Annotated in this window: 19 protein-coding genes, 2 tRNA genes and 1 pseudogene; 19 read left to right on the top strand and 3 right to left on the bottom strand. The window is 62.4% G+C overall.

What is annotated here, in order from left to right:
- Positions 1-49: 49 nt before the first annotated feature.
- From ppsR to CSC73_RS09410, 5 genes are all read left to right on the top strand, one after another.
- Positions 50-871: a posphoenolpyruvate synthetase regulatory kinase/phosphorylase PpsR gene (gene ppsR, locus CSC73_RS09430; RefSeq protein WP_093280192.1), complete on the top strand. Its 822-nt coding sequence runs from the start codon at positions 50-52 to the stop codon at positions 869-871.
- A 141-nt stretch (positions 872-1,012) separates the two neighbouring features.
- Positions 1,013-1,507, top strand: coding sequence for a DUF1249 domain-containing protein (locus CSC73_RS09425; protein ID WP_163840189.1), 495 nt, complete (start codon positions 1,013-1,015; stop codon positions 1,505-1,507).
- 119 nt (positions 1,508-1,626) lie between these two features.
- Positions 1,627-1,702: transfer RNA gene (locus tag CSC73_RS09420), tRNA-Ala, on the top strand.
- 48 nt (positions 1,703-1,750) lie between these two features.
- A tRNA-Glu gene (locus CSC73_RS09415) sits at positions 1,751-1,826 on the top strand.
- A gap of 123 nt (positions 1,827-1,949) precedes the next feature.
- Positions 1,950-2,105, top strand: a complete 156-nt coding sequence (locus CSC73_RS09410; RefSeq protein ID WP_163840188.1) for a hypothetical protein — start codon at positions 1,950-1,952, stop codon at positions 2,103-2,105.
- A gap of 45 nt (positions 2,106-2,150) precedes the next feature.
- Here CSC73_RS09410 and CSC73_RS09405 read toward each other — a convergent pair whose 3' ends face one another.
- A complete protein-coding gene (locus CSC73_RS09405; RefSeq protein ID WP_163840187.1) occupies positions 2,151-2,969 on the bottom strand; it encodes an IclR family transcriptional regulator in 819 nt (272 codons plus the stop codon).
- Positions 2,970-3,224: 255 nt separating this feature from the next.
- Here CSC73_RS09405 and CSC73_RS09400 point away from each other — a divergent pair, with 255 nt between their 5' ends.
- The 7 genes from CSC73_RS09400 (at position 3,225) to CSC73_RS09370 (ending at position 9,903) form a co-directional block, all read left to right on the top strand.
- Positions 3,225-4,292: a phosphotransferase gene (locus CSC73_RS09400; protein ID WP_163840186.1), complete on the top strand. Its 1,068-nt coding sequence runs from the start codon at positions 3,225-3,227 to the stop codon at positions 4,290-4,292.
- A gap of 34 nt (positions 4,293-4,326) precedes the next feature.
- On the top strand, positions 4,327-6,153 hold the full coding sequence (locus CSC73_RS09395) for an acyl-CoA dehydrogenase (protein ID WP_163840185.1): 1,827 nt from the start codon (positions 4,327-4,329) through the stop codon (positions 6,151-6,153).
- A 24-nt stretch (positions 6,154-6,177) separates the two neighbouring features.
- Entirely contained in the window at positions 6,178-6,957 is a 780-nt protein-coding gene (locus tag CSC73_RS09390) for an SDR family oxidoreductase (protein ID WP_163840184.1), read from the top strand.
- A gap of 40 nt (positions 6,958-6,997) precedes the next feature.
- Positions 6,998-7,900 (top strand): SDR family oxidoreductase, encoded by a 903-nt coding sequence (locus CSC73_RS09385; RefSeq protein ID WP_163840183.1) that lies wholly within the window; start codon positions 6,998-7,000, stop codon positions 7,898-7,900.
- 181 nt (positions 7,901-8,081) lie between these two features.
- The gene (locus tag CSC73_RS09380; RefSeq protein ID WP_093280185.1) at positions 8,082-8,441 is read left to right on the top strand and encodes a DUF1428 domain-containing protein; all 360 of its coding nucleotides are present in this window, start codon (positions 8,082-8,084) and stop codon (positions 8,439-8,441) included.
- 33 nt (positions 8,442-8,474) lie between these two features.
- Positions 8,475-9,122 (top strand): glutathione S-transferase family protein, encoded by a 648-nt coding sequence (locus CSC73_RS09375; protein WP_163840182.1) that lies wholly within the window; start codon positions 8,475-8,477, stop codon positions 9,120-9,122.
- A 193-nt stretch (positions 9,123-9,315) separates the two neighbouring features.
- A complete protein-coding gene (locus tag CSC73_RS09370) occupies positions 9,316-9,903 on the top strand; it encodes a YceI family protein (RefSeq protein WP_163840181.1) in 588 nt (195 codons plus the stop codon).
- A 168-nt stretch (positions 9,904-10,071) separates the two neighbouring features.
- On the opposite strand, the gene CSC73_RS09365 is transcribed toward CSC73_RS09370, so the two are convergent.
- Positions 10,072-11,364, bottom strand: coding sequence for an RNA polymerase sigma factor (locus CSC73_RS09365; protein WP_163840180.1), 1,293 nt, complete (start codon positions 11,362-11,364; stop codon positions 10,072-10,074).
- Between the two features lie 75 nt (positions 11,365-11,439).
- Entirely contained in the window at positions 11,440-11,865 is a 426-nt protein-coding gene (locus CSC73_RS09360; RefSeq protein ID WP_163840179.1) for a YciI family protein, read from the bottom strand.
- A gap of 222 nt (positions 11,866-12,087) precedes the next feature.
- Here CSC73_RS09360 and CSC73_RS09355 point away from each other — a divergent pair, with 222 nt between their 5' ends.
- The 7 genes and pseudogenes from CSC73_RS09355 to CSC73_RS09325 all read left to right on the top strand — a co-directional run bounded on the left by CSC73_RS09355 (position 12,088) and on the right by CSC73_RS09325 (position 20,882).
- On the top strand, positions 12,088-12,585 hold the full coding sequence (locus tag CSC73_RS09355; RefSeq protein WP_246197478.1) for a redoxin domain-containing protein: 498 nt from the start codon (positions 12,088-12,090) through the stop codon (positions 12,583-12,585).
- Positions 12,582-13,121: a DsbA family protein gene (locus tag CSC73_RS09350; RefSeq protein WP_163840178.1), complete on the top strand. Its 540-nt coding sequence runs from the start codon at positions 12,582-12,584 to the stop codon at positions 13,119-13,121. Before CSC73_RS09355 ends, CSC73_RS09350 begins: the two co-directional genes overlap by 4 nt.
- A gap of 439 nt (positions 13,122-13,560) precedes the next feature.
- Positions 13,561-14,532: a glucokinase gene (locus CSC73_RS09345; RefSeq protein ID WP_163840272.1), complete on the top strand. Its 972-nt coding sequence runs from the start codon at positions 13,561-13,563 to the stop codon at positions 14,530-14,532.
- Positions 14,529-15,536, top strand: a complete 1,008-nt coding sequence (locus CSC73_RS09340) for a glycosylasparaginase (protein ID WP_163840177.1) — start codon at positions 14,529-14,531, stop codon at positions 15,534-15,536. Before CSC73_RS09345 ends, CSC73_RS09340 begins: the two co-directional genes overlap by 4 nt.
- 666 nt (positions 15,537-16,202) lie before the next feature.
- Positions 16,203-19,022: pseudogene (locus CSC73_RS09335) on the top strand (TonB-dependent receptor plug domain-containing protein); the annotation flags it as partial.
- 298 nt (positions 19,023-19,320) lie between these two features.
- On the top strand, positions 19,321-20,694 hold the full coding sequence (locus CSC73_RS09330) for an alpha-L-fucosidase (protein ID WP_163840175.1): 1,374 nt from the start codon (positions 19,321-19,323) through the stop codon (positions 20,692-20,694).
- A gap of 2 nt (positions 20,695-20,696) precedes the next feature.
- Positions 20,697-20,882, top strand: a complete 186-nt coding sequence (locus tag CSC73_RS09325) for a hypothetical protein (RefSeq protein WP_163840174.1) — start codon at positions 20,697-20,699, stop codon at positions 20,880-20,882.
- The last annotated feature ends 97 nt before the right edge of the window (positions 20,883-20,979 follow it).

Here is a 20,979-nt window from a genome sequence, read left to right as displayed (position 1 = left end):
GACAAGCTTGATTTTCCAGTGTTTTCATGTTGATGAAGGAGTGGTATCGATGTCCAACGTGCGACCTGTGTTCTATGTCTCGGACGGTACGGGGATCACCACAGAGACCATCGGCCACAGCCTGCTGACCCAGTTCAGTGGGTTCAGTTTCGTTACCGACCGCATTTCCTTCGTTGACGACCCGCTCAAGGCGCATGAGGCCGCCGAACGCATCCGCGCTGCCGGGCAGCGCCACGAGGCCCGCCCCATCGTGATCCACTCCAACGTAGACCCCGCCATCAGCGAGGTCCTGGCCGAAAGCGGGGCGCTGATGCTGGACGTGTTTGCGCCCTTCATCGACCCGATGGAGAAGGAGCTGGGCGCCTTGCGTCAGTCGCGGGTGGGGCAGGCGCATGGTCTGGTGAATTTCGAGACCTACCACCGCCGCATCAACGCGATGAATTACGCGTTGACCCACGACGACGGTATCGCCATCAACTACGACGAGGCCGATCTGATCCTGGTCGCGGTGTCCCGCGCGGGCAAGACCCCGACCTGCGTCTATCTGGCGCTGCATTACGGCATCCGCGCGGCCAATTACCCGCTGACCGACCAGGACCTGGAAACCGACCGCCTGCCGGTCCGCCTGCGCGCGCATCGGCGCAAGTTGTTCGGCCTGACCATCGATCCGGAACGCTTGCAGCAGATCCGCCAGGAACGCCGCCCCAATTCGGCCTACGCCAAGCTGGAAACCTGCAAAAGCGAGGTGCTGGCCGCCGAGCGCATGTTCCAGATGGAGCGCATTCCCACGCTGAGCACCACGCACACGTCCATCGAGGAAATCGCCAGCAAGGTGATGTCCACGCTGGGGTTGCAGCGGGAGATGTTCTAGGCGGGGAGGGCAGGCCGGCGTGCGTGGAAGGCCGGTGGGAATCGCGCAGGCCGAACGGCGTGCGGAGGAACCTTAAATTAGGCCGTTCTGCGCGATTCGTCAATGCTGCCGCAATCGCGAATCAACGTGTAGGATCGGCCTATGGCTCAAGCCGTCGCCCGCACTGCGAACATCCCCAAACTCAACCGTTTCGGTTGGCTGATGGCGCTGTACGCGGAGAATCACGCCAGACTGACCCGGTTGTTCGCGCCGGGCGATCTGGTGGAGGGGCGCTACCTGTCCAGCATCGGCGACGGGCTGGACCTGTATCTGGATGTGATCCAGACCCATCGCTATACGGTCGAGCTTCGCCTCACCTACGGTCTGCGCGATCCGCAGACCGGCGAGCCGGACCCTTCGGCCTTCGTGCGCGTGTACCGCGACGCGCGCCAGGCCGAGGCCACGCACTGCTACGTGGGCCGCCGCTGGCAGGACGCGATCGGCATGTACCCGCCGCCGGCCGAGCTGATCGGCCACCGCATGCGCATGAATACCTTTCTGGGCAAGTGGCTGGAATATCTGGCCGAGCGCGGCCATGGCGTGGCCACGCTGCGCCGCTGCGATGAAAACGTGGCGGAAGTGGCCACGGCGGACTGAAAAGTCGCTGGTAGGCGCCTGCGCGCGGCGGCGAATCTGAAAACAATAGTCATCTTTCTTCGTCACAGAGCTTGCGCGATGCGTGGGCGATAGCTAGAATTCCGCTCCTTCCAGCCCGTGGGGCCATAGCTCAGCTGGGAGAGCGCCTGCATGGCATGCAGGAGGTCGGCGGTTCGATCCCGCCTGGCTCCACCAATATCCCGGCAATTAGGCCTGTTCGGGGTAGGGAACAAGTTTCACAGCGTCCCCATCGTCTAGAGGCCTAGGACACCACCCTTTCACGGTGGACACCGGGGTTCGAATCCCCGTGGGGACGCCAATTGATTCAAACACTTAGGGCTGCCGCGAGGTGGCCCTAATTGTTTTTCGGTAATCAGTACGGGCTGCCGCGCGTCTTAAAGAGCGTGCGTTGATGCAAGCTATGGCTTCGCAGGGGAAATCCATGACTATCAAAGATGGGCACGATCCGTGGGCTTTGGAAGTCGGCCGCTTTGTCCTGGCCTTCGGAGGCATCGAGCACACTGCAATTCTGATGCTCCGCTTATTACCCGAGTACGGGGATAGTCCGCCTCTGCCGCCGCTTTCCGGCAGTGGCTAAGCGAGCCGCCAGCAGCGTTGAGCATGTGACGGAAGACATTTCCCCTCAGAACCTTCCCTCAGTCATTTCATAAACCTTGTCGCGCAAAGCCACTAACTTCGGCCCGAAATCCTGCACCAGCTTCTCCCGCGTCATCACCGACACCCGCCCGCTGCAATTGAACGCCAGCACCCGACTGCGATCGGTCGAGACCATGGGAACGCCGATGGCGAACACATCCGGGTTCCAGTCGCCCAGCGAGAAACAGAAGCCGTAGTTCTCGTAGTCCTGCCGCGCCCGCACGATGCCGCTGCGGATCTTCGGCCACAGGCCCGGTTCGCATTCGGCCTCGAACTCGGCCAGATTGCGGTCGAATACCTCCTGCGGGCGCGAGGCCAGGTCGGCCCGGCCCAAGGCGGTGGAGCCATGCGGCACGCGAGCGCCGGGTTCCAGCTTCATCTGGAAAGTAGGGTCGCCCTGGCAAACCTCCAGCAACACCATGCGCATACCGTCGGCGGCGGCCAGCATCACCGCCGATTGCGTGTACTCCGCCAGTTCGCGCATCAACGGACGGGCGATGGCCACCACATCGTTGCCTTTCATGAAGGCATGCCCGAGCGACAGCACGGCCGTGCCCAAAGAATATTTCTCCAACGCGGCCGAATAAGTGAGATAGCCGAGCGAGGACAAAGTGAACGTCAGCCGCGAAACCGTGGCCTTGGGCAAGCCGGTCCGCCGCGCCAGTTCCTGGTTGCCCAAATGCTGGGTGCCGAATTCGAAGCAGCGCAGAATCGAGAACGCGCGTGCGATGGCGGTGACGAACTGCGGATGGCGTTCGTCGACGAGAGGACTGAAGGCGTCGAGCTTGCGTTTGGGGTTGCCCATTGCCGGTATCTCCAGTTAGTTCCGCATTACAGAACTGTGTTGATCATTGCGTAGCCGTGAAAGGCATGCGACCCCGCAAACTAGCCGCGTAACGACTGTCGAACTTGTTTAGACCAAAGTCACTCAGTACGATGGATCGATACTCAGGAACTTAGTTCCATCATACAGAACTAAAGATTGCTTACCCATGTCCATGCCAGACGCGCGCCACCGTTCCCGACAGCTATCCACGGCTTCATCGCGCCAGGCGAACGCATGACCGTCGAAGCGAAATCCAGCGGCGCAACGCAGGATCCTTTCGATACAGGAGCCCTGGACGCGTATCTGCAACAGCACATCGTCGGGTTCGAGGGTCCCATCCAGGTCTCCCGCTTCAAGGGCGGCCAGTCCAATCCGACCTATCTGCTGAGCACTCCCCAGCGCCAGTACGTCATGCGCTCCAAGCCAGCACCGGTAGCCCAGCTGTTGCCCTCGGCGCATGCGGTGGAGCGCGAGTTCCGGCTGCAGGCCGCGCTGGCCGGCAGTGCGGTTCCAGTGGCGGCCATGCATTGCCTGTGCGAAGACGAATCGGTGATAGGGCGCGCTTTCTACGTGATGGATTTCGTGGAAGGGCGCATCTTCTGGGAGCAATCGCTGCCGGGCGTCGAACCGGCCGAACGGGCCGCCTTGTACGACGAGCTCAATCGCGTCATCGCCGCACTGCACGATGTCGATTTCGCCGCGCTGGGATTGGCCGACTACGGCAAGGCCGGCAATTACTTCTCGCGTCAGGTCGATCGCTGGACGCGCCAGTACCGCGCCAGCGAAACCGGCAGCATCGAGGCCATGGACAAGCTGATCGAATGGCTGCCGCTGCACATACCACAGGAAGAAAGTCCGCAGGTGTCGCTGGTGCACGGCGACTACCGGCTGGACAACGTCATCTTCCACCCCACCGAACCGCGCATCCTGGCGGTGATCGACTGGGAGCTTTCCACCTTGGGCCATCCGCTGGCCGATTTCGCCTACCACTTGATGAGCTGGCATATCGTGCCGGGCGGGGCGATGCGCGGCCTGGCCGGGCTGGACCTGCAAGCGCTGGGCATTCCAAGCGAGTCCGAATACGTGACCGCCTACGAACGGCGCATCGGCCGCAGCGCGGCCGGCGACTGGAGCTACTACCTGGCCTACAACCTCTTCCGCATCGCCGCGATCCTGCAGGGCATCGCCAAGCGCGTGCAGGAAGGCACCGCCAGCAGCCCGCAGGCCGCCGAATACGGACGCCAGGCCAAACCGTTGGCCGAACTGGGCTGGCGTTTCGCGCAACAGGCCGGACGCGCCTGATGCGCCTTCTTCCCGCCAACGGTTGAGGCGACGCATGGACTCGCTGCTGCTCTCGCGTCGCGACCTGCAATTCCTGCTGTACGAATGGCTGGACGTCGAGTCCCTGATCCGTGCCGAACGCTACGCCGACCACAGCCGCGAAACCTTCGACGCGGCACTGGATACCTGCGAGCGCATCGCCACCGAACTGTTCGCTCCGCACAATCAGAAAGCCGACCAGCACGAGCCGCATTTCGACGGCAACTCGGTCGCGGTGATAGAGGAAGTCGGACCGGCGCTGCGGGCTTTCGCCGATGCAGGATTGATCGCCGCCGGACACGACTACGCGCTCGGCGGCATGCAGTTGCCGGCGGTAGTGGAGAAAGCGGGACTGACCTATCTGTATGCGGCCAACGTCGCCACCAGCGCCTATCCGCTGCTGACCATGGGCAACGCCAATCTGCTGCTGGCGCATGGCAGTCAGGCGCAGATCCAGGCGTTCGTCAGGCCGGAGCTGGAAGGCCGTTATTTCGGCACCATGTGCCTGTCGGAACCGCAAGCGGGCTCCTCATTGTCCGACATCGCCACGCGCGCCGACTACGAAGGCGAATCCGCTTTCGGTCCCCAGTACCGCGTGACCGGCAACAAGATGTGGATCTCCGGCGGCGACCACGAACTGTCCGAGAACATAGTGCATCTGGTGCTGGCGAAGATTCCCGGACCGGATGGCCGGCTGATCCCGGGAGTGAAAGGGATTTCGCTGCTGCTGGTGCCCAAGTTCCTGGTTGGCGAAGACGGCACGCTCGGCGAGCGCAACGATGTGCAACTGGCGGGCATCAACCACAAGATGGGCTACCGCGGCACGGTCAATTGCCTGTTGAACTTCGGCGAAGGCACGCGCCATCGTCCCGGCGGAAAAGGCGGGGCGGTCGGCTATCTGGTCGGCGAAGCCCACCACGGTCTGGCCTACATGTTCCACATGATGAATGAGGCGCGTATTGGCGTAGGCCTGGGCGCGGTGGCGCTGGGCTACACCGGTTATCTGCATGCGCTGGAGTACGCGCGCAACCGGCCGCAAGGCCGTCCTATCGGCAATGAAGGCAAGGATCCTTCCAGTCCGCAGACCCGCATCGTCCATCACGCCGATGTGAAACGCATGCTGTTGGCGCAGAAGTCGTATGTGGAAGGCGCCTTGGCTTTCAATCTTTACTGCGCGCGGCTGGTCGATCAGGCTCGGGTGACCACCAATGCCGATGAACGCGCGGAGCTGACGCGTTTGCTCGACATCCTGACGCCCATCGCCAAGAGCTGGCCTTCGCAGTGGTGCCTGGCCGCCAACGACCTGGCTATCCAGGTGCATGGCGGCTACGGCTACACACGCGACTACAAGGTGGAGCAGTTCTACCGGGACAACCGCCTCAATCCCATCCACGAAGGCACGCATGGCATCCAGGGGTTGGATCTGCTGGGCCGCAAGGTGGTGGCGGAAAACGGCGCGGCTTTCAAATCGTTCGCGAGCCGGGTGGCCGAAACCGTCGGCAAGGCGCGGGCGCACGGGAGCCTGGCCGAATCCGCCAATGCCCTGGAGCAGCGTTTCCAGCGTCTTTCCGAAGTGACGCGCATCTTGTGGTCGGCGGGCGATGCGCAGCTGACCCTGGCCAATGCGACCGTCTATCTGGAAGCCTTCGGCCACATCGCCATCGCCTGGATATGGCTGGAGCAGGCTTTGGCGGCGGAAGCGAAGGAGGGCGGTTTCTACGAAGGAAAGCGCAGCGCCATGCGTTACTTCTTCCGTTGGGAACTGCCCAAGGTCGATGCCCAGCTCGATCTGCTGGCCAGTCTGGACCGCACCGCACTGGACATGCAGGACGCTTTTTTCTGATTCCCTCTTCGCAAGGCATAGAACATGGCTGACAAGAATATTTTCGATCTCACCGGCAGGACCGCGCTCGTCACCGGCGGCTCACGCGGGCTGGGCCTGCAGATGGCCGAAGCGCTGGGATGCTACGGCGCCCGGATCGTGCTGTCGGCCCGCAAGGCGGACGAATTGCAGCAGGCGCAGACGCATCTGCAGAAACTGGGGATAGACGCCGACTGGGTGGCCGCCGACGGCTCGAAGGACGCCGATATCGCGCTACTGGCCGGTGCGGCGATCGGGAAGCTCGGGCACGTCGATATCCTGGTCAATAACGCGGGCGCAAGCTGGGGCGCGCCGGCCGAGGACTATCCGGCCGAGGCCTGGGACAAGGTGTTCAATCTCAACATGCGCGGCCTGTTCCTGCTCACCCAGCAGATCGGCAAGCGCTCGATGATTCCGCGCAGGTACGGCCGCATCCTCAATATCGCTTCCATCGCCGGCCTGCGCGGCAATCCGCCCGGCGCCATGCAGACCATCGCCTACAACACCAGCAAGGGCGCGCTGGTGAACTTCACCCGTGCATTGGCGGGCGAGTGGGGCAGGTACGGCATTACCGTCAACGCGCTGGCTCCGGGGTTCTTTCCTTCGAAGATGTCGCAGGGGCTGATCAAGGCGCTGGGCGAGGAGACGCTGATCGGCAATTCGCCGCTGCAACGGCTGGGCGACGAGGAGGACCTCAAGGGCGCGGCTTTGTTGTTCGCATCCGATGCGGGTAAGCATATTACCGGCCAGATACTGGCGGTGGACGGCGGCTATAGCGCGGTTTGAACGGGCGCGGTTTGAACGAAGCATCGCCTGGGAGGGCAGCATGAAGGAATTCAAGGGCAAGGTGGCGGTGATCACCGGTGCGGGTTCGGGATTCGGCCGCGAGTTCGCGCGCATCGGCGCATCGCTGGGCATGAAGCTGGTGCTGGCCGATATCCAGGCCGACGCACTGGAGCAAACGCGTGCCGAGGTGGAGGCGCAGGGCGCGGAAGTCATCGCACAGGTAGTGGATGTTTCCAACGGCGCACAGATCGAGGCACTTGCCGAAGCCACCGTGGCGGCTTTCGGCAGCGTGCACTTGGTGTTCAACAACGCCGGTATCGGTGCTGCCGGACTGATCTGGGAAAACACCGTGCGCGACTGGGAATGGGCGCTGGGCGTGAATCTGTGGGGCGTGATCCACGGCGTGCGCGTTTTCACCCCGCTGATGCTGGCCGCGGCCAAGGCCGATCCCGGCTATCGCGGCCATATCGTCAACACGGCGTCGATGGCGGGCTTGTTGAATCAACCGAACCTGGGTGCCTACAACGTGTCCAAGCACGCGGTGGTGTCCTTGAGCGAAACGCTCTTCCACGATCTGTCCCTGGTGACCGATCAGGTGCATTGCTCGGTGCTATGTCCTTATTTCGTGCCCACCGGCATCCATCAGTCGCACCGCAACCGGCCAGCCGATCTGGTCAATGCGACCCCGACCACCCGTTCGCAAATGATCGCCCAGGCCATGGTCAGCAAGGCGGTCACCTCGGGCAAACTTACCGCAGCCGATATCGCCCAGCGAACTTTCGTTGCGATACGGAGCGATTCCTTCTACATCGTCTCCCATCCCGATGCGCTGGAAGGCGTTCGCCAGCAGGCCGAAGACGTGGTGGCGCTGCGCAACCCGACCGATCCCTTCGTCCACAAGCCCGAACTGCGCGCGCAACTCCAGGCCGCGCTGCGGGGCTGAGCGGCCGGGCTGCCGGAAAGTCCGGATCGGCAGGGGTCCCGGTCAGGGCCGAGCCCTCTCGCCAGTCTGTAGCCGGCGGAACGGAAAACCACCGCCGTCGGCACCTTTGTCGATTCCGGCCCCGCTCATTCGATGCATTGATATCCCGCCCGGAAAGGGCGTCAATCGAAGAGAGGGTTCCATGAGCTACGTCGACGGATTCGTGCTGGCGGTACCGGTCAAGAAACTGGCCGCCTACCGCAGCTTGTCGCGCAAGGCCGGCAAGATCTGGATGGAGTACGGTGCGCTGTCCTACATCGAATGCGTGGGCGACGACGTGCCGCCCGGCAAGCTCACCTCGTTCCCGCTGGCGGTTAAGCTGAAGAAGGACGAGACCGTGGTGTTCTCCTGGATCGTGTACAAATCGCGTTCGCAGCGGGACCGGATCAACAAGAAGGTCATGGCCGATCCGCGGCTCGACAGCATGATGGATCCCAAGAACTTGCCGTTCGACGGCAAACGGATGATCTTCGGCGGCTTCAAGAGCCTGGTCGAACTCTGATAGCCGGCTGCGGCCACCGCCAAGGAAATATGCATGCCATTGATACTCCACTATCACCCGCTTTCTTCTTTCTGCCACAAGGCGCTGATCGCCCTGTACGAGAACGGAGCGCCCTTCGTTCCCAAGCTGGTCGACCTGGCCGATCCCGACCACCGTGCCGAGTTCCTGCGCCTTTGGCCGATAGGGAAGTTCCCGGTGCTGCACGACGAGGCCCGCGGCAGGACGGTCCCGGAATCGAGCATCATCATCGAATACCTGGAGCAGCATTATCCAGGCAGGACGAAACTGATCCCGGATGATTCCGAGCTGGCGCGCGAGGTCCGGTTCCTGGATCGTTTCTTCGACCTGTACGTGCATCTGCCCATGCAGAAGATCGTCGGCGACCGCTTGCGGCCTGAAGGTAGCCACGATCCGCATGGCGTGGAACATGCGCGCGACACGATGCGTACGGCCCTCGGCATCGTCGAAAAGGACATGGCCGAGCGGACGTGGGCATCGGGCGGGGGTTTCAGCCTGGCGGACTGTTCCGCGGCGCCGGCTCTGTTCTATGCCGACAAGGTGATGCCCCTGGCCGATGATTACCCGCAGGTATACGCCTATCTGCGTCGCCTGATGGAGCGGCCGTCTTATGCGCGGGCGCTTGTGGAAGCGCAACCCTATTTTTCCATGTTTCCCGCTTAGTGAGGGTCCGAACAATCCTTTCCCTGTCATCCCGAGCGTAGCGAGGGATCTGCTTCATCCCCGCAGCACAGCAGATCCCTCGCTACGCTCGGGATGACATTCGGGTTGTTCGGAGGTCCCCTTGGAGTCGAGCGCCGAAATGCGTCAATCAACAGCCACCAATCAACATTCCCTCAACGACAGGTACGAAAAAATGAAACGAGTCCTCCTTTCAACCGTTCTCGCTTCGGCATGCGCCACCGCGTACGCCGCCCCGGTCAGCTACGACATCGATCCGATGCATACCTATCCCAGTTTCGAAGCCGACCACATGGGCATTTCTTTCTGGCGCGGGAAGTTCAACAAGACTTCCGGTGTGATGGTCCTGGACAAAGAAGCTTCGACGGGCAGCGTGGACGTCAAGATAGACATCGCCAGCGTGGATTTCGGCCTGGATGCGATGAACGAGCAAGCCGTGTCGCCGGAATTCTTCGACAGCGCCAAATATCCGCAGGCCACGTACAAGGGAAAGCTGGTGGACTTCGCCGATGGAGCGCCTACCCGCGTCGTGGGCGAGCTGACCTTGCACGGCGTCACCCGGCCGGTCGAGTTGAAGATCAACCGTTTCAAGTGCATTCCGCATCCCATGTTCAAGCGCGAACTGTGCGGCGCCGACGCCTCGGCCGTGTTCAAACGCGATGAATTCGGACTCTCCGCCGGCAAGGACTACGGTTTCAGCATGGACGTGAACCTGCGCATACAGATGGAAGCGGTGGTGCCGGAGAAGGCTCCGAAGCCCTGATCGGCCCTCACGCCTGGCCTGCTTTCGCGATTACCCGAAGTGGTTGGCAACAGGTAGGGCGGGCATTGCCCGCCGCGAGCGTTCGAGATCCTTTCGGCGGGCAATGCCCGCCCTACGATGTGTTTGCTGACGCATATTCTTATTTGTTGCCGCTGGTTGCGACCGCATCTACTGTTTCATTTCCGACGGAGGCGCCATGTCCGGCGCGGAAACGCGCGCCCGCTCGGTCAGGAACTCTTGCTCGCGGTTGTTTCGGGTCAACCCGGCCGCGCGCATGAACTCGGCATGCGCCTCTTGATGGCGCCCCAGTTTGGCCAGCAGATCGCCGCGCACACTCGGCAACAGGTGGTAATTGGCAAGGGCAGGCTCAGCGACCAGCGCATCGACCAGCTCCAAGCCCGCGGCGGGTCCGAAAGCCATCGATACCGCCACCGCGCGATTGAGCTCCACGACAGGAGAGGGGGTGAGCTGCGACAGGGCGTCGTACAGCGCCACGATGGTTTTCCAGTCGGTCTCTTCGGCGGTCGTCGCTTGCGCGTGGCATGCCGCGATCGCGGCCTGCAGGGAGTAAGGCCCCAGCGCACCGCGAAGCTTGCGGGCGCGCGTCAGCGCTGCGAAGCCGCGTTGTATCAATAACCGGTCCCAGCGCGAGCGGTCCTGGTCCAGCAACAGCACCGGGGCGCCGTCCGGGCCTGTGCGTGCCCGCGTTCGCGAGGTCTGGATTTCCATCAACGCGACCAGTCCATGCACTTCCGGTTCCTCCGGCGCCAGTTCGGCGACGATGCGGCCCAGCCGCAAGGCTTCCTCGCACAGGGCGGGCCGTATCAGGTCGTCGCCGGCGGTCGCGGAATAACCTTCGTTGAAGATCAGATAGATAACGCTGAGTACCGACGACAGGCGTTCGCCCAGTTCGTCGGCGCGCGGCACTTCGAAAGGAACCTGCGCCTCGGCCAGCGTGCGTTTTGCGCGCACGATGCGCTGGGCCACCGTGGATTCGGACACCAGGTAGGCGCGCGCGATTTCATCGGTGGTCAATCCGCCCAGCATGCGCAGGGTCAAGGCCACCCGCGCCTCCATCGAAAGCACGGGATGGCAGGCGGTGAACACCAGCCGCAGCAGGTCGTCGCCTATGTCGTCGTCCGCGTTGGCTTCGAATTCCGCGGTGGCGTCTTCCCAGTCGCGTTCGAGCTCGTGGCCGAGCTCTTCGTGCTTGCGCTGCTGCAGCTTGATCCGGCGCAGGCGGTCGATGGCGCGATGCTTGGCGGTGGCCATCAGCCATGCGCCCGGGTTATCGGGCACTCCGGATTCGGGCCATTTCTCCAGGGCGATGACCAGCGCGTCCTGCGCCAGCTCTTCGGCCAGGCCGACGTCGCGCAGCATGCGCGCCAGACCGGCTATGAGGCGCGCCGACTCGATTCGCCAGACAGCATCGATCGCGCGGTGTGTATCCGAAGTCGTCATCGTTGCCGATCAGACCATTGCCGCCGCGTCCATGCAAGTTGCGGTGCAGCTTGTTCATGCCGCTCGGCGATTCCGTTATTGCTTCCTCGCAACCCCGGTTCGCAGCCGCTGTTCCCGCCCCCGCAACTCGGGCGTGAATTCGGCGCCGAAATCCTCCGGCTCGAACACCTGTCGGATCTCGATTTCCGATTCGCCCGGCATGGGGTTGGGGCAGCGTTTCACCCATTCGATCGCTTCTTCCCTGGACTTCACCTGCAGTAGCCAGAACCCCGCGACCAGCTCGCCGGTTTGGACGAAAGGTCCGTCGACGACCGTGCGCTTGCTGCCGGAGAAACGCACGCGTGCGCCTTTCGAGCTGGGCTGCAAGCCTTCGCCGGCCAACAGTACGCCTGCCTTGACCAGTTCCTCGTTGAATTTGCCCATGTCGGCCAGCAGTTGCTCGCTGGGCATCACGCCGGCTTCGGATTCCTTGCTGGCTTTGACCATCACCATGAATCGCATTGTCGTTCCTCCTGTCCAGGGTGGTTGCCGGGCTGTTTCTTGTCTTTCCGGGCCTTACCTATCCATGACGAACCAGGAACTGCTGAATCGACAATCAGTCCCCAGGCATTCGGGCCTTGGAGGAGTGGAATGACCAGTCCCTAACGTGTCCGCGTCTAATATGCGGCGCCAGTAACAAAGGCAATCCTGTCGCCCATCACGTCCTGACCGGAGCACTTCCCCATGCCAGAAGTTTCGTCCCCCATGCCAGCCATCGGCGAGCAGGCGCCGGATTTCACTTTGCATTCCACTCCGGACCAAACGGTCTCGCTTTCCCAGCTGCGCGGCCATCCGGTGGTGCTGGCGTTCTATCCGGCCGATTGGAGCCCGGTCTGCGGCGACCAGATGTCGCTGTACAACGAACTGCTGTCCGAATTCCGGCGTTTCCACGCGGCCGTCATCGGTATCTCGGTCGACGGCGCACGGTGCCATGCGGCCTTCGCGCTGGATCGCAAACTGCATTTCCCCTTGCTGTCCGACTTCGAGCCCAAGGGCGCGGTTTCGAGGTTGTACGGGGTGTACCAGATGCCGGAAGGCATCAGTGAGCGGGCGCTGTTCGTGATCGATGCCGAAGGCATCGTCCGCTGGAGCTATGTATCGCCCAGCGGCATCAACCCGGGCGCCGACGGCATTCTGGAAGCGTTGGAGAAACTGCCTACTTCCGCCGGAGCGAAAGCATGAGCCTTCTGAAGCCCGATGTGGGTCCGGCCGATCACGCGCAAGGCCCGCGGGATGCGCCGCTGGTGCTGGTGGAATATGGCGACTTCCAATGTCCGTATTGCGGCGAGCAGTATCCCGAGATCAAGGCTGTGCAGGCAGCCATGGGCGATGACCTGTGCTTCGTGTTCCGTCATTTTCCGCTGGCCGAAGCGCACCCCCATGCCGTGCATGCCGCCGAGCTGACCGAAGCCGCCGACACGGTAGGCAAGTTCTGGGAAATGCACGACCGGCTATACGAGCACCAGTCGGAACTGGACGATCGCAGTCTGGCCGGACATGCCCGGGCACTGGGCCTGGATGAAGCCTTGTTCCAAACCGTGCTGGACGAAGAGTACGAGGGCCGCGTGCGCCACGACTTTCTCACCGGGGTCCGCAGCGGCGTCAACGGCACGCCCAGCTTGTTCATCAACGGCGAGCGTTACGACGGGCCGCGCGACGCGGGCAGTCTGATCGAGCTGCTGAAGGCGATGCGTGAGTTGCAGTTGCAGGGCTCGTGACTCGATCCGTGTGGGTTGGAGTGTCCGTCTCCGGCTCTGCCGTGCTCGATCACGGCAGAGTCCGTTGCCGGCCGGCGACTGTGCTCGCGCGAGCAAGCTGAATAGAATGGGCATGGGACAGCGATCCGGGCTGGAATCGGGTCAGGGATGAGACAAGGAATTGCACGAATCAGGGACTCGTGGTTCCGCAAAGTCATTCCGATGTCATGTAATGTCCTGGAAAGTGGGTAATCTGGACAAGGACATCGATGCGGCCCCGATTTGAAAGGACCTGGCTACGCTGCAGTATGGTGGGCACAACTTTTCAATTGGCTTCCGATGCCACATGATCGGCGAATTGAATCGATCCAATTGATGGGACAAGTGAGTGAACGCAGCGGTGTCGTATCCGGTCAATCTTGAAGCACCCCAAACTCTTGCGCCCCACGGTGAGCATTCGCTGGATCCATTGATCGTCGCCGACGTGGGCGGCACCTATGCGAGGGTGGCCCTGGTCCACGTCGCGCCGGGGCGGGCGCCGGAAGTCGTCGCCTTCCACCGGCACGCGTGTGCCGAGTATCCGAGCCTGGCCGCGATCCTGCGCGATTTCGCGGATGGCCAGGGAGCTTCCGGGCAGTCGCGGCGCGCGGTCGTCGCCATCGCCGGTTTGCTGGACGGCGATACGCTGGTGAACTCCAACCTTCCCTGGCCCGTGTCGCTGGAAAGCACGCGGCTTGCCGCCGGGCTGGAGGAGTTGCGGCTCATCAACGATTTCGAGGCGGTGGCCCATGCGATGCCCTACCTCGACCCCGGCAAACTGTCTGCCCTGAGCGGCGATGCGGAGCATTCCTTCCAATGGCCAGCGCTCGTGCTGGGACCGGGAACGGGTCTGGGCGCCGCATTGCGGTTCGAAGGCGGCGCACGGCCCGTACTGGCCAGCGAAGTGGGGCATTCCGCGTTGGCGGCGGGCAATGCGCTGGAGCTGGACATCCTGCGCCTGCTGATGGCGCGTTGGCCGCACGTGGACAACGAACGCGTGCTGTCCGGTAGCGGCCTGATGAACCTGTACCCCTGCCTGTGCGAACTGCGCGGTGTCGCCCCGCGCTGGAACACGACAGAGCAATTGATCGCCGCAGCGCAGACGGGCGAGGACGCGCTGGCGGTGGAATGCATGGAAGTCTTCTGCGCTTGGCTGGGCAGTCTGGTGGGCGATCTGGCGATCGCCTTCGGCGCGAAATCCGTTTATCTGGCGGGCGGTATTTCCGGCCATATCGACGGCTTCCTGCGCCGCGGCGGCTTCCAGGCGCGCTACCTCAACAAGGGCGTGCTGTCGGAGGTCTTGCGGCACACGCCGGTCTGGCGCGTCGATCATGGCCAGTTGGGAGTGATCGGGGCGGCGGTGTGGTATGCCGAAGAGGGAATAACGGAATGATCGATCGCAGACGATTCCTGCAGGCCGGAATGCTGGCCGCCGGCGCATTGACGGTGCCCGGCATGCGTGCGCAACCGACAGGCGCCTTCGCAGGCGCGCGCGTGGTGGCCACCTGGGATTTCGGCGTGCAGGCCAATTCGGCGGCCTGGCGTGTATTGGGAACGGGCGGCAGCGCGCTGGATGCCGTCGAAGCGGGCGCGCGCTGGGCCGAAAGCGAACTGTGCAACCCCACCGTCGGTCGTTGCGGCAGACCGGATCGGGATGGCGTGCTCACCTTGGACGCCAGCATCATGGATGGCGATGGCCGTTGCGGCTCGGTGGCCGCCTTGCAGGACATCGCGCATCCGATCTCGGTCGCCCGCCGGGTGATGGAGAAGACGCCGCACGTGATGCTGGTGGGCGAAGGCGCCCAGCAGTTCGCGGTGCAGCAAGGCTTCGCCAAACAGCGCCTGCTGACGCCCACCGCGGAGCAGGCCTGGCGCGATTGGCTGAAGACCGCCGAATACGAGCCGGAAATCAACGCCGAGCGGCGCAGCCAGCCCGGCAACAAGGACAACCACGACACCCTGGGCATGCTCGCCATCGACGCGCAGGGCAAGCTTGCGGGCGCCTGCACCACCAGCGGCATGGCCTGGAAAATGCACGGCCGGGTGGGGGACAGTCCCATCATCGGAGCGGGCCTGTATGTAGACAACGAAGTCGGCGCGGCCACGGCGTCCGGGGTCGGCGAAGAAATGATCCGCAATGCCGCCAGTTTCCTGGTGGTGGAATTGATGCGGCAAGGGCGCAGCCCTGCGGACGCCTGCAGGGAAGCCATCGACCGGGTAGTGCGCAAGCGGCCCGAAGCCAGCAAGACCCTGCAGGTCTGTTTCCTGGCGCTCAACAAACACGGCGAAGTCGGCGCGTTCGCGCTGCACAAAGGCTTCGTTTACGCGGTTTGCGATGCGGACAAGCGCGAGGACCTGCGCGGATCCGCTTCCGTCTACGCCACCACGCAGATATAGCCTGTCCCTGGCGGCAATAGCCCGCTTCCATTCTGCGCGCCGGTTGGCTCGACTGTAGGTTCCCTTTGCGCTGCGGAAGAGCGATACGACGCCATGCGGCAGCTGACTAAATGTCGGGGATTGCGATCGGCGCGGTGCCATATGTAATTGCGTATTTGGCAACGGCCGCAATTCCCGTGTGCTTCTGCAATGAAGTTCTTGCACGAGTCGCCATCCACTTGCTATGCGCAGAAGCGGCATTTGCCCGTTCGCTGCCAAGCATGGTCCGCTTGATCCATCCCGAGAGCTTGTCCGTTCGAGTGGTGCGGGCGACTTTCTGCGCAGCTTTGTCGCTACTCACAGTATGAAATTGATCTGTTAGCCGTAGCACAGTAATCAAGTACCTGATTTCAGTGATTAAATTACACTGAAAATAATCACATTAGTTTTTATCGTACTGCGCAATGCAGTGCGATTTTTTGTCGTGCTAAGTTTTCAGTCGATCCGGAGGGGAGGCTTGTTCTTTGTTTTAGAACGATCTAAACGCCTGAAATTCGAATCTACGCAAGTTTCGTGAACGCAACGGTTCCGCCTGTCGTTCGATCATCATCATCGGGGATTACAAAAATGGACAAATCCATTCGCTTTCGTCGCAATGTTCTGACCAGCTCGCTGCTGTTGGCGATCATGCCCGTGGCCGCGGCGGCCCAGGAGGCCTCAGGCAACGAGCCCGACGCCACCCAGCTCGATACCGTTACGGTCACCGGTTCGCGCATCAAGCGCGCTCAGGTGGAAGGCCCGGCACCGGTCAACATCATCACGGGCGATCAGATCAGGAAAGAGGGATTCGCCACCGCTTACGACGCGTTGAGCACGCTGACCGAAGCGATCGGTACGGTCGAAGGCGACGCGCAGTGGGGTCAGCACACCAGCAATGCCAGCCCGCTGAACATGCGCAACATGGGGCCCGGCCGCAGTCTGCTGCTGATCAACGGCCATCGCGCCGCCGACTACCCGTTGCCCTACGGCGGCCAGAGCAATTTCCAGAACTTCAGCAACATCCCGGCCGCGGCCATCGAACGTATCGAAGTACTGGCCTCCGGCGCATCGGCCATCTACGGTTCCGATGCGGTCGCCGGCGTGATCAACGTGGTGTTGAAGAAGGACTTCACCGGCGATGAGTTGCGCATCAAGGGCGGTGTTTCCACGCGCGGCGGCCGCGACCTGGCCGACCTTTCGTGGACGGGCGGACGCAGCGGCGAAAAATGGAACCTGACCTATTCGCTGCAGTACTTCAAGCGCGAGCCGCTGTTCGCCGGCCAGCGCGACTTCATGGATTCGGAGAACGACGCCGAGCGTCCCAGCTTGAGCGAAGCCGATCTTGCCAAGGGCAACCACTTCAACAATTACTACGATACCGCCCGCATCAGCCGCGTGGACAACGGTATGCGTATTTCTCCGCCGGCCGGCGCCTGCGACAGCCGGGGCTTTGGCGGGGTGGCCAGTCTGCAGGACTATCGCGAGTACAACCAGGCCACGCATACGCTGGGGCCGTCGATGGGCCAGTATTGCGCCAACGCCAAGAACTTCCACAACTGGACGATCAGCGACGGCCAGGAAAGCGCTTCGCTGTACCTGTACGGTACCTACGATTTCAGCGACAAGCTGCACGCTTGGTCGAGCGTGTCGGTATTCGATGCCGAGGGCACCAGCAGCATCGGTGATTTCGCGATGGGCTACGTGCCGCAGGTGAAGTGGTACGACCAGGGCATCGGCGCCTATGTGGAAGGCAAGCGCTTCTTCACGCGCCGCGAAATCGGCGACGCGCTGACCTATACCAATGAGCGTTCCTATGACGTCGCCTTCGGCCTGAACGGCAGCATCGCGGACCGTTTCGATTGGGAAGCCTCGTTCGACCATGCCGAATACAAGCTCAAGAAGAGCTATCCGGCCGCAGTGCCTGCGTTGGTCAACAACTATTACCTGGGCGCGCAACAGGGCGTAACGGACGCCAGCTACGCGGGCGTTCCGGTCGGGACGCCCATCTACACGGCCGACGTCAACCGCTTCTTCACCCCGATCGACAAGCAGCAATGGGGGGCGATATCCACCCATGGCCACGACCGGGCCGAATCGGAGTCGAACCAGTTCCAGTTCGTGATCTCCGGCGATCTGTTCAAGGGTTGGGCGGGGCCGATCAGCTTCGCGGCCGTGGCCGAAGCGGCGCGGCAGAGCTATGGCATCCATCCCGATCCGAAGACCGTACCCGCGCTCGGCCAGACCGCGCCAGGTCCGAATCTGTTCGTGACCGAGTACGGCAGCCCGTACTACGGCTACGACCTGGGCGGCGGATCGCGCACGCGCTGGGCTCTGGGCAGCGAGTTCCGTGTGCCGCTATGGGACAGCAAGACGCCGTGGCTGGGTTCGGCTACCGCCAACGTTGCCGCTCGCTACGACGACTACAGTCAAACCCTGGACGGCTCCAAGGTCACCTGGATGACCGGACTGGAGTGGCGTCCACTCGACAATCTGCTGGTGCGTGGTTCTTACGCCACCAGCTTCCGTGCGCCGGACATGCACTACGTCTACGCCCAAGGGGGCCAGTCCTACGTGCAGCTCGTCGATGCGCTGCGTTGCGGCCAACAAGGAAATTACGGCCAGTGCGTGCCGTCCAATGGCGACAGCGACCCGGCCACCAGCAGCTACTACCGTTCGGTGACCAGCCGCGAAGGTTCGCCGTTGCTGAAGTACGAGGAAGGCCAGTCGTGGACGGCCGGCTTCGTCTGGGACATCCGCGACAACCTGTCGGTCAGCGCGGACTACTGGAACATCGAGCTGAAGAACGCCATCGAGAACATCGGCCTCAACGACATCCTGGCCGCCGAACTCGGTTGCGCGCTGGGCAAGACCGTCGACGGCGCGCCTTACGTCAATCCGTTGACCGGACAGGCGCCCACCGCCGATTTCTGCCAGTTGATGCAGTCGCGCATCGATCGCGACGGCCCCAATGGAGCCATCACCGGCGTCCGGGAAGGTCCCATCAACAAGTCCGGCCGCCGGGTCGCCGGTTTCGACGTGGCCGCGAAGTACCGGCTGCCCACCGAACGGTTCGGCGATTTCACCTTCGGTTTGAATTACACCAACCTGATGAAACTGTCGACACGCGATTCCGAAGCCGCCGAATGGACCGATGGCAAGAAGGGCGCGCATAACGATATCCACACCAAGCTGCGCGCCAGCGTGGGTTGGGAGATGGGCAACTTCAACAGCACCTTGCTGGTCACCCGCCTGTCCAGAGTCAGGGGCGCCAATTTCGGCGGCTGCTGGCCGTTCGCCAATGGCGAGCGAGGTACGGCGATAGACGACGACACCTGCGTGGGAACCGATCCCACCAGCGCCAATTTCAACGCGACCGCGCCGCGGTACTGGACCCGCTTGAAGGCGCCGGTGATCTTCAACTTGACCGCCGGTTACAAGATCACCGACAAAGCCAGCGTGAATCTCTACGTCAATAACCTGTTCGACAACGCCGGCTACAAGGATCCGTTCAAAGGCGATTACGTGTTCTCGAATGATCGCGTATGGTCGCCCATCGGCCGGGAATTCGCGCTGGAATACGTGTTCCGTTTCGAGTGATCGCCGTGGCTATCCTGGCCCCCGCAACGGGGCCAGGGTGCGATGTCCGTGGGCCGTCTGTCCTCTCGCTCCGATGTGGACGGTTTGTGGCGCCATCCAATGTCGAGATCAAGCAGAAGCGTCCGCTGGGTTCGTAGCGTCTGTTCCCACCGATCTGGAGTCATATGTTATGAAACCTTCATGGCTGTTGCGTCTCGCACTTGCTGTAGTGATTCCCACTGCCGCGTTGACCTCCAGCGCCGTCTTTGCGCAGGCAGCACAAGCGCAGGTAGAGACCGCCGAGCAGAAAGCGGAGCGGTTGCAATGGTGGACCGACGCCCGTTTCGGCATGTTCGTCCATTGGGGCCTGTACGCAGTGCCTGGCGGCGAATGGAAGGAGGGTAAGAACTACGGCGAATGGATCATGGATGAGGCACGCATCCCGCGCGCAGAGTACGAGCGGCTTGCCGAGCATTTCGTTCCGGTGAAGTACGACGCGGATGAATGGGTCCGCATCGCCAAGAACGCCGGCATGAAGTACATCGTGATCACCAGCAAGCACCATGAAGGGTTTGCGATGTGGGACACGAAGGCGACCGACTACAACATCGCCGAACGCACGCCCTATGGCAAAGGCGTGTTGAAAGAGCTGGCCGATGCGGCTCGCCGCCAAGGCCTGCATTTCGGCACCTACTATTCGATCATGGACTGGCACCATCCTTCCCAATCGGGAGAGATACCAGGGCGGTACAACCCGACCAGGATCGATCCGCAGCGCAAGCGCGAGTACATCGACGAGATGAAGGCCGAGCTGAAGGAGCTGGTGACCGGGACCGGCACCGAGATCCTGTGGTTCGACGGCGAATGGTTGAACTGGTGGACGAACGAAGACGGCCGCGAACTGTACGCTTATCTGCATTCGCTCAACCCGGACCTGATCATCAACAATCGCATCGGCAAAGGCCGCGACGGTATGCAGGGCATGGACAAAGGCGAGGGAGTCGGCGACTTCGGCACGCCCGAGCAGGAAATCCCGCCGCTGGGCTACGGCCCGGGCGTCTACTGGGAATCCTGCATGACCCTCAACGATCACTGGGGCTTCAATAAGAACGATCACCACTGGAAATCTCCGGAAACCATCGTCCGCAACCTGATCGATATCGCCAGCAAGGGCGGCAACTACCTGCTCAACGTCGGCCCCACCGCCGAAGGATTGATTCCGCAGCCTTCGGTCGAACGCTTGTCGGAAGTAGGGAAGTGGATGAAGGCCAACGGAGAATCCATCTACGGCACGCAGGCCAGCCCGTTCGATGCGCCTTTGGCATGGGGCAGGGTGACCCGCAAGCCGGGACGGCTGTACTTGCACGTGTTCGATTGGCCCAAGGACGGCCGGTTGGCGCTTCCGATGGGTATCCAGTACAGCCGGGCCTACCTGCTTGCGGCGCCCGACCAACCGCTCAAGATCCAGTACGCGAAAGAGGGCGCGAGCTTGGCGGTACCCGCTATTGCGCCGGATCCGATCGCCAGCGTCATCGTGGTCGAAACCGCACAAGCACGGCATTGATCATGGCCTGCCCGCTCGATCGCCTGCCGGCAGCTGCGGAGATTGCGCAGTATGCGACCGAAGTCCGTTTTCTGCGTTGCCTGCATGGGCGTTCGCGCGATGCCAAATCATTGATTTATAAATGTTATCCAGTATTTCTTCTGTCTTTTTCCATTGCGGAATTGCGAACCAGCATGAAGCGGTATTGAATTTAGATCGATCTATATCGGTTCATCCGATCGTTCGAGCGATTCGATGGTCCCGCTTGCCAGACCAAGGCCGGCTCTCTTTGCCGGCCGGTTGTTC

The organism is Pseudoxanthomonas sacheonensis, from assembly GCF_010093305.1.
Classification (GTDB): Bacteria; Pseudomonadota; Gammaproteobacteria; order Xanthomonadales; family Xanthomonadaceae; genus Pseudoxanthomonas_A; species Pseudoxanthomonas_A sacheonensis.
The sequence above is the reverse complement of the archived record's forward strand: the minus strand, read 5'-3'. Positions and strand labels throughout refer to the sequence as shown.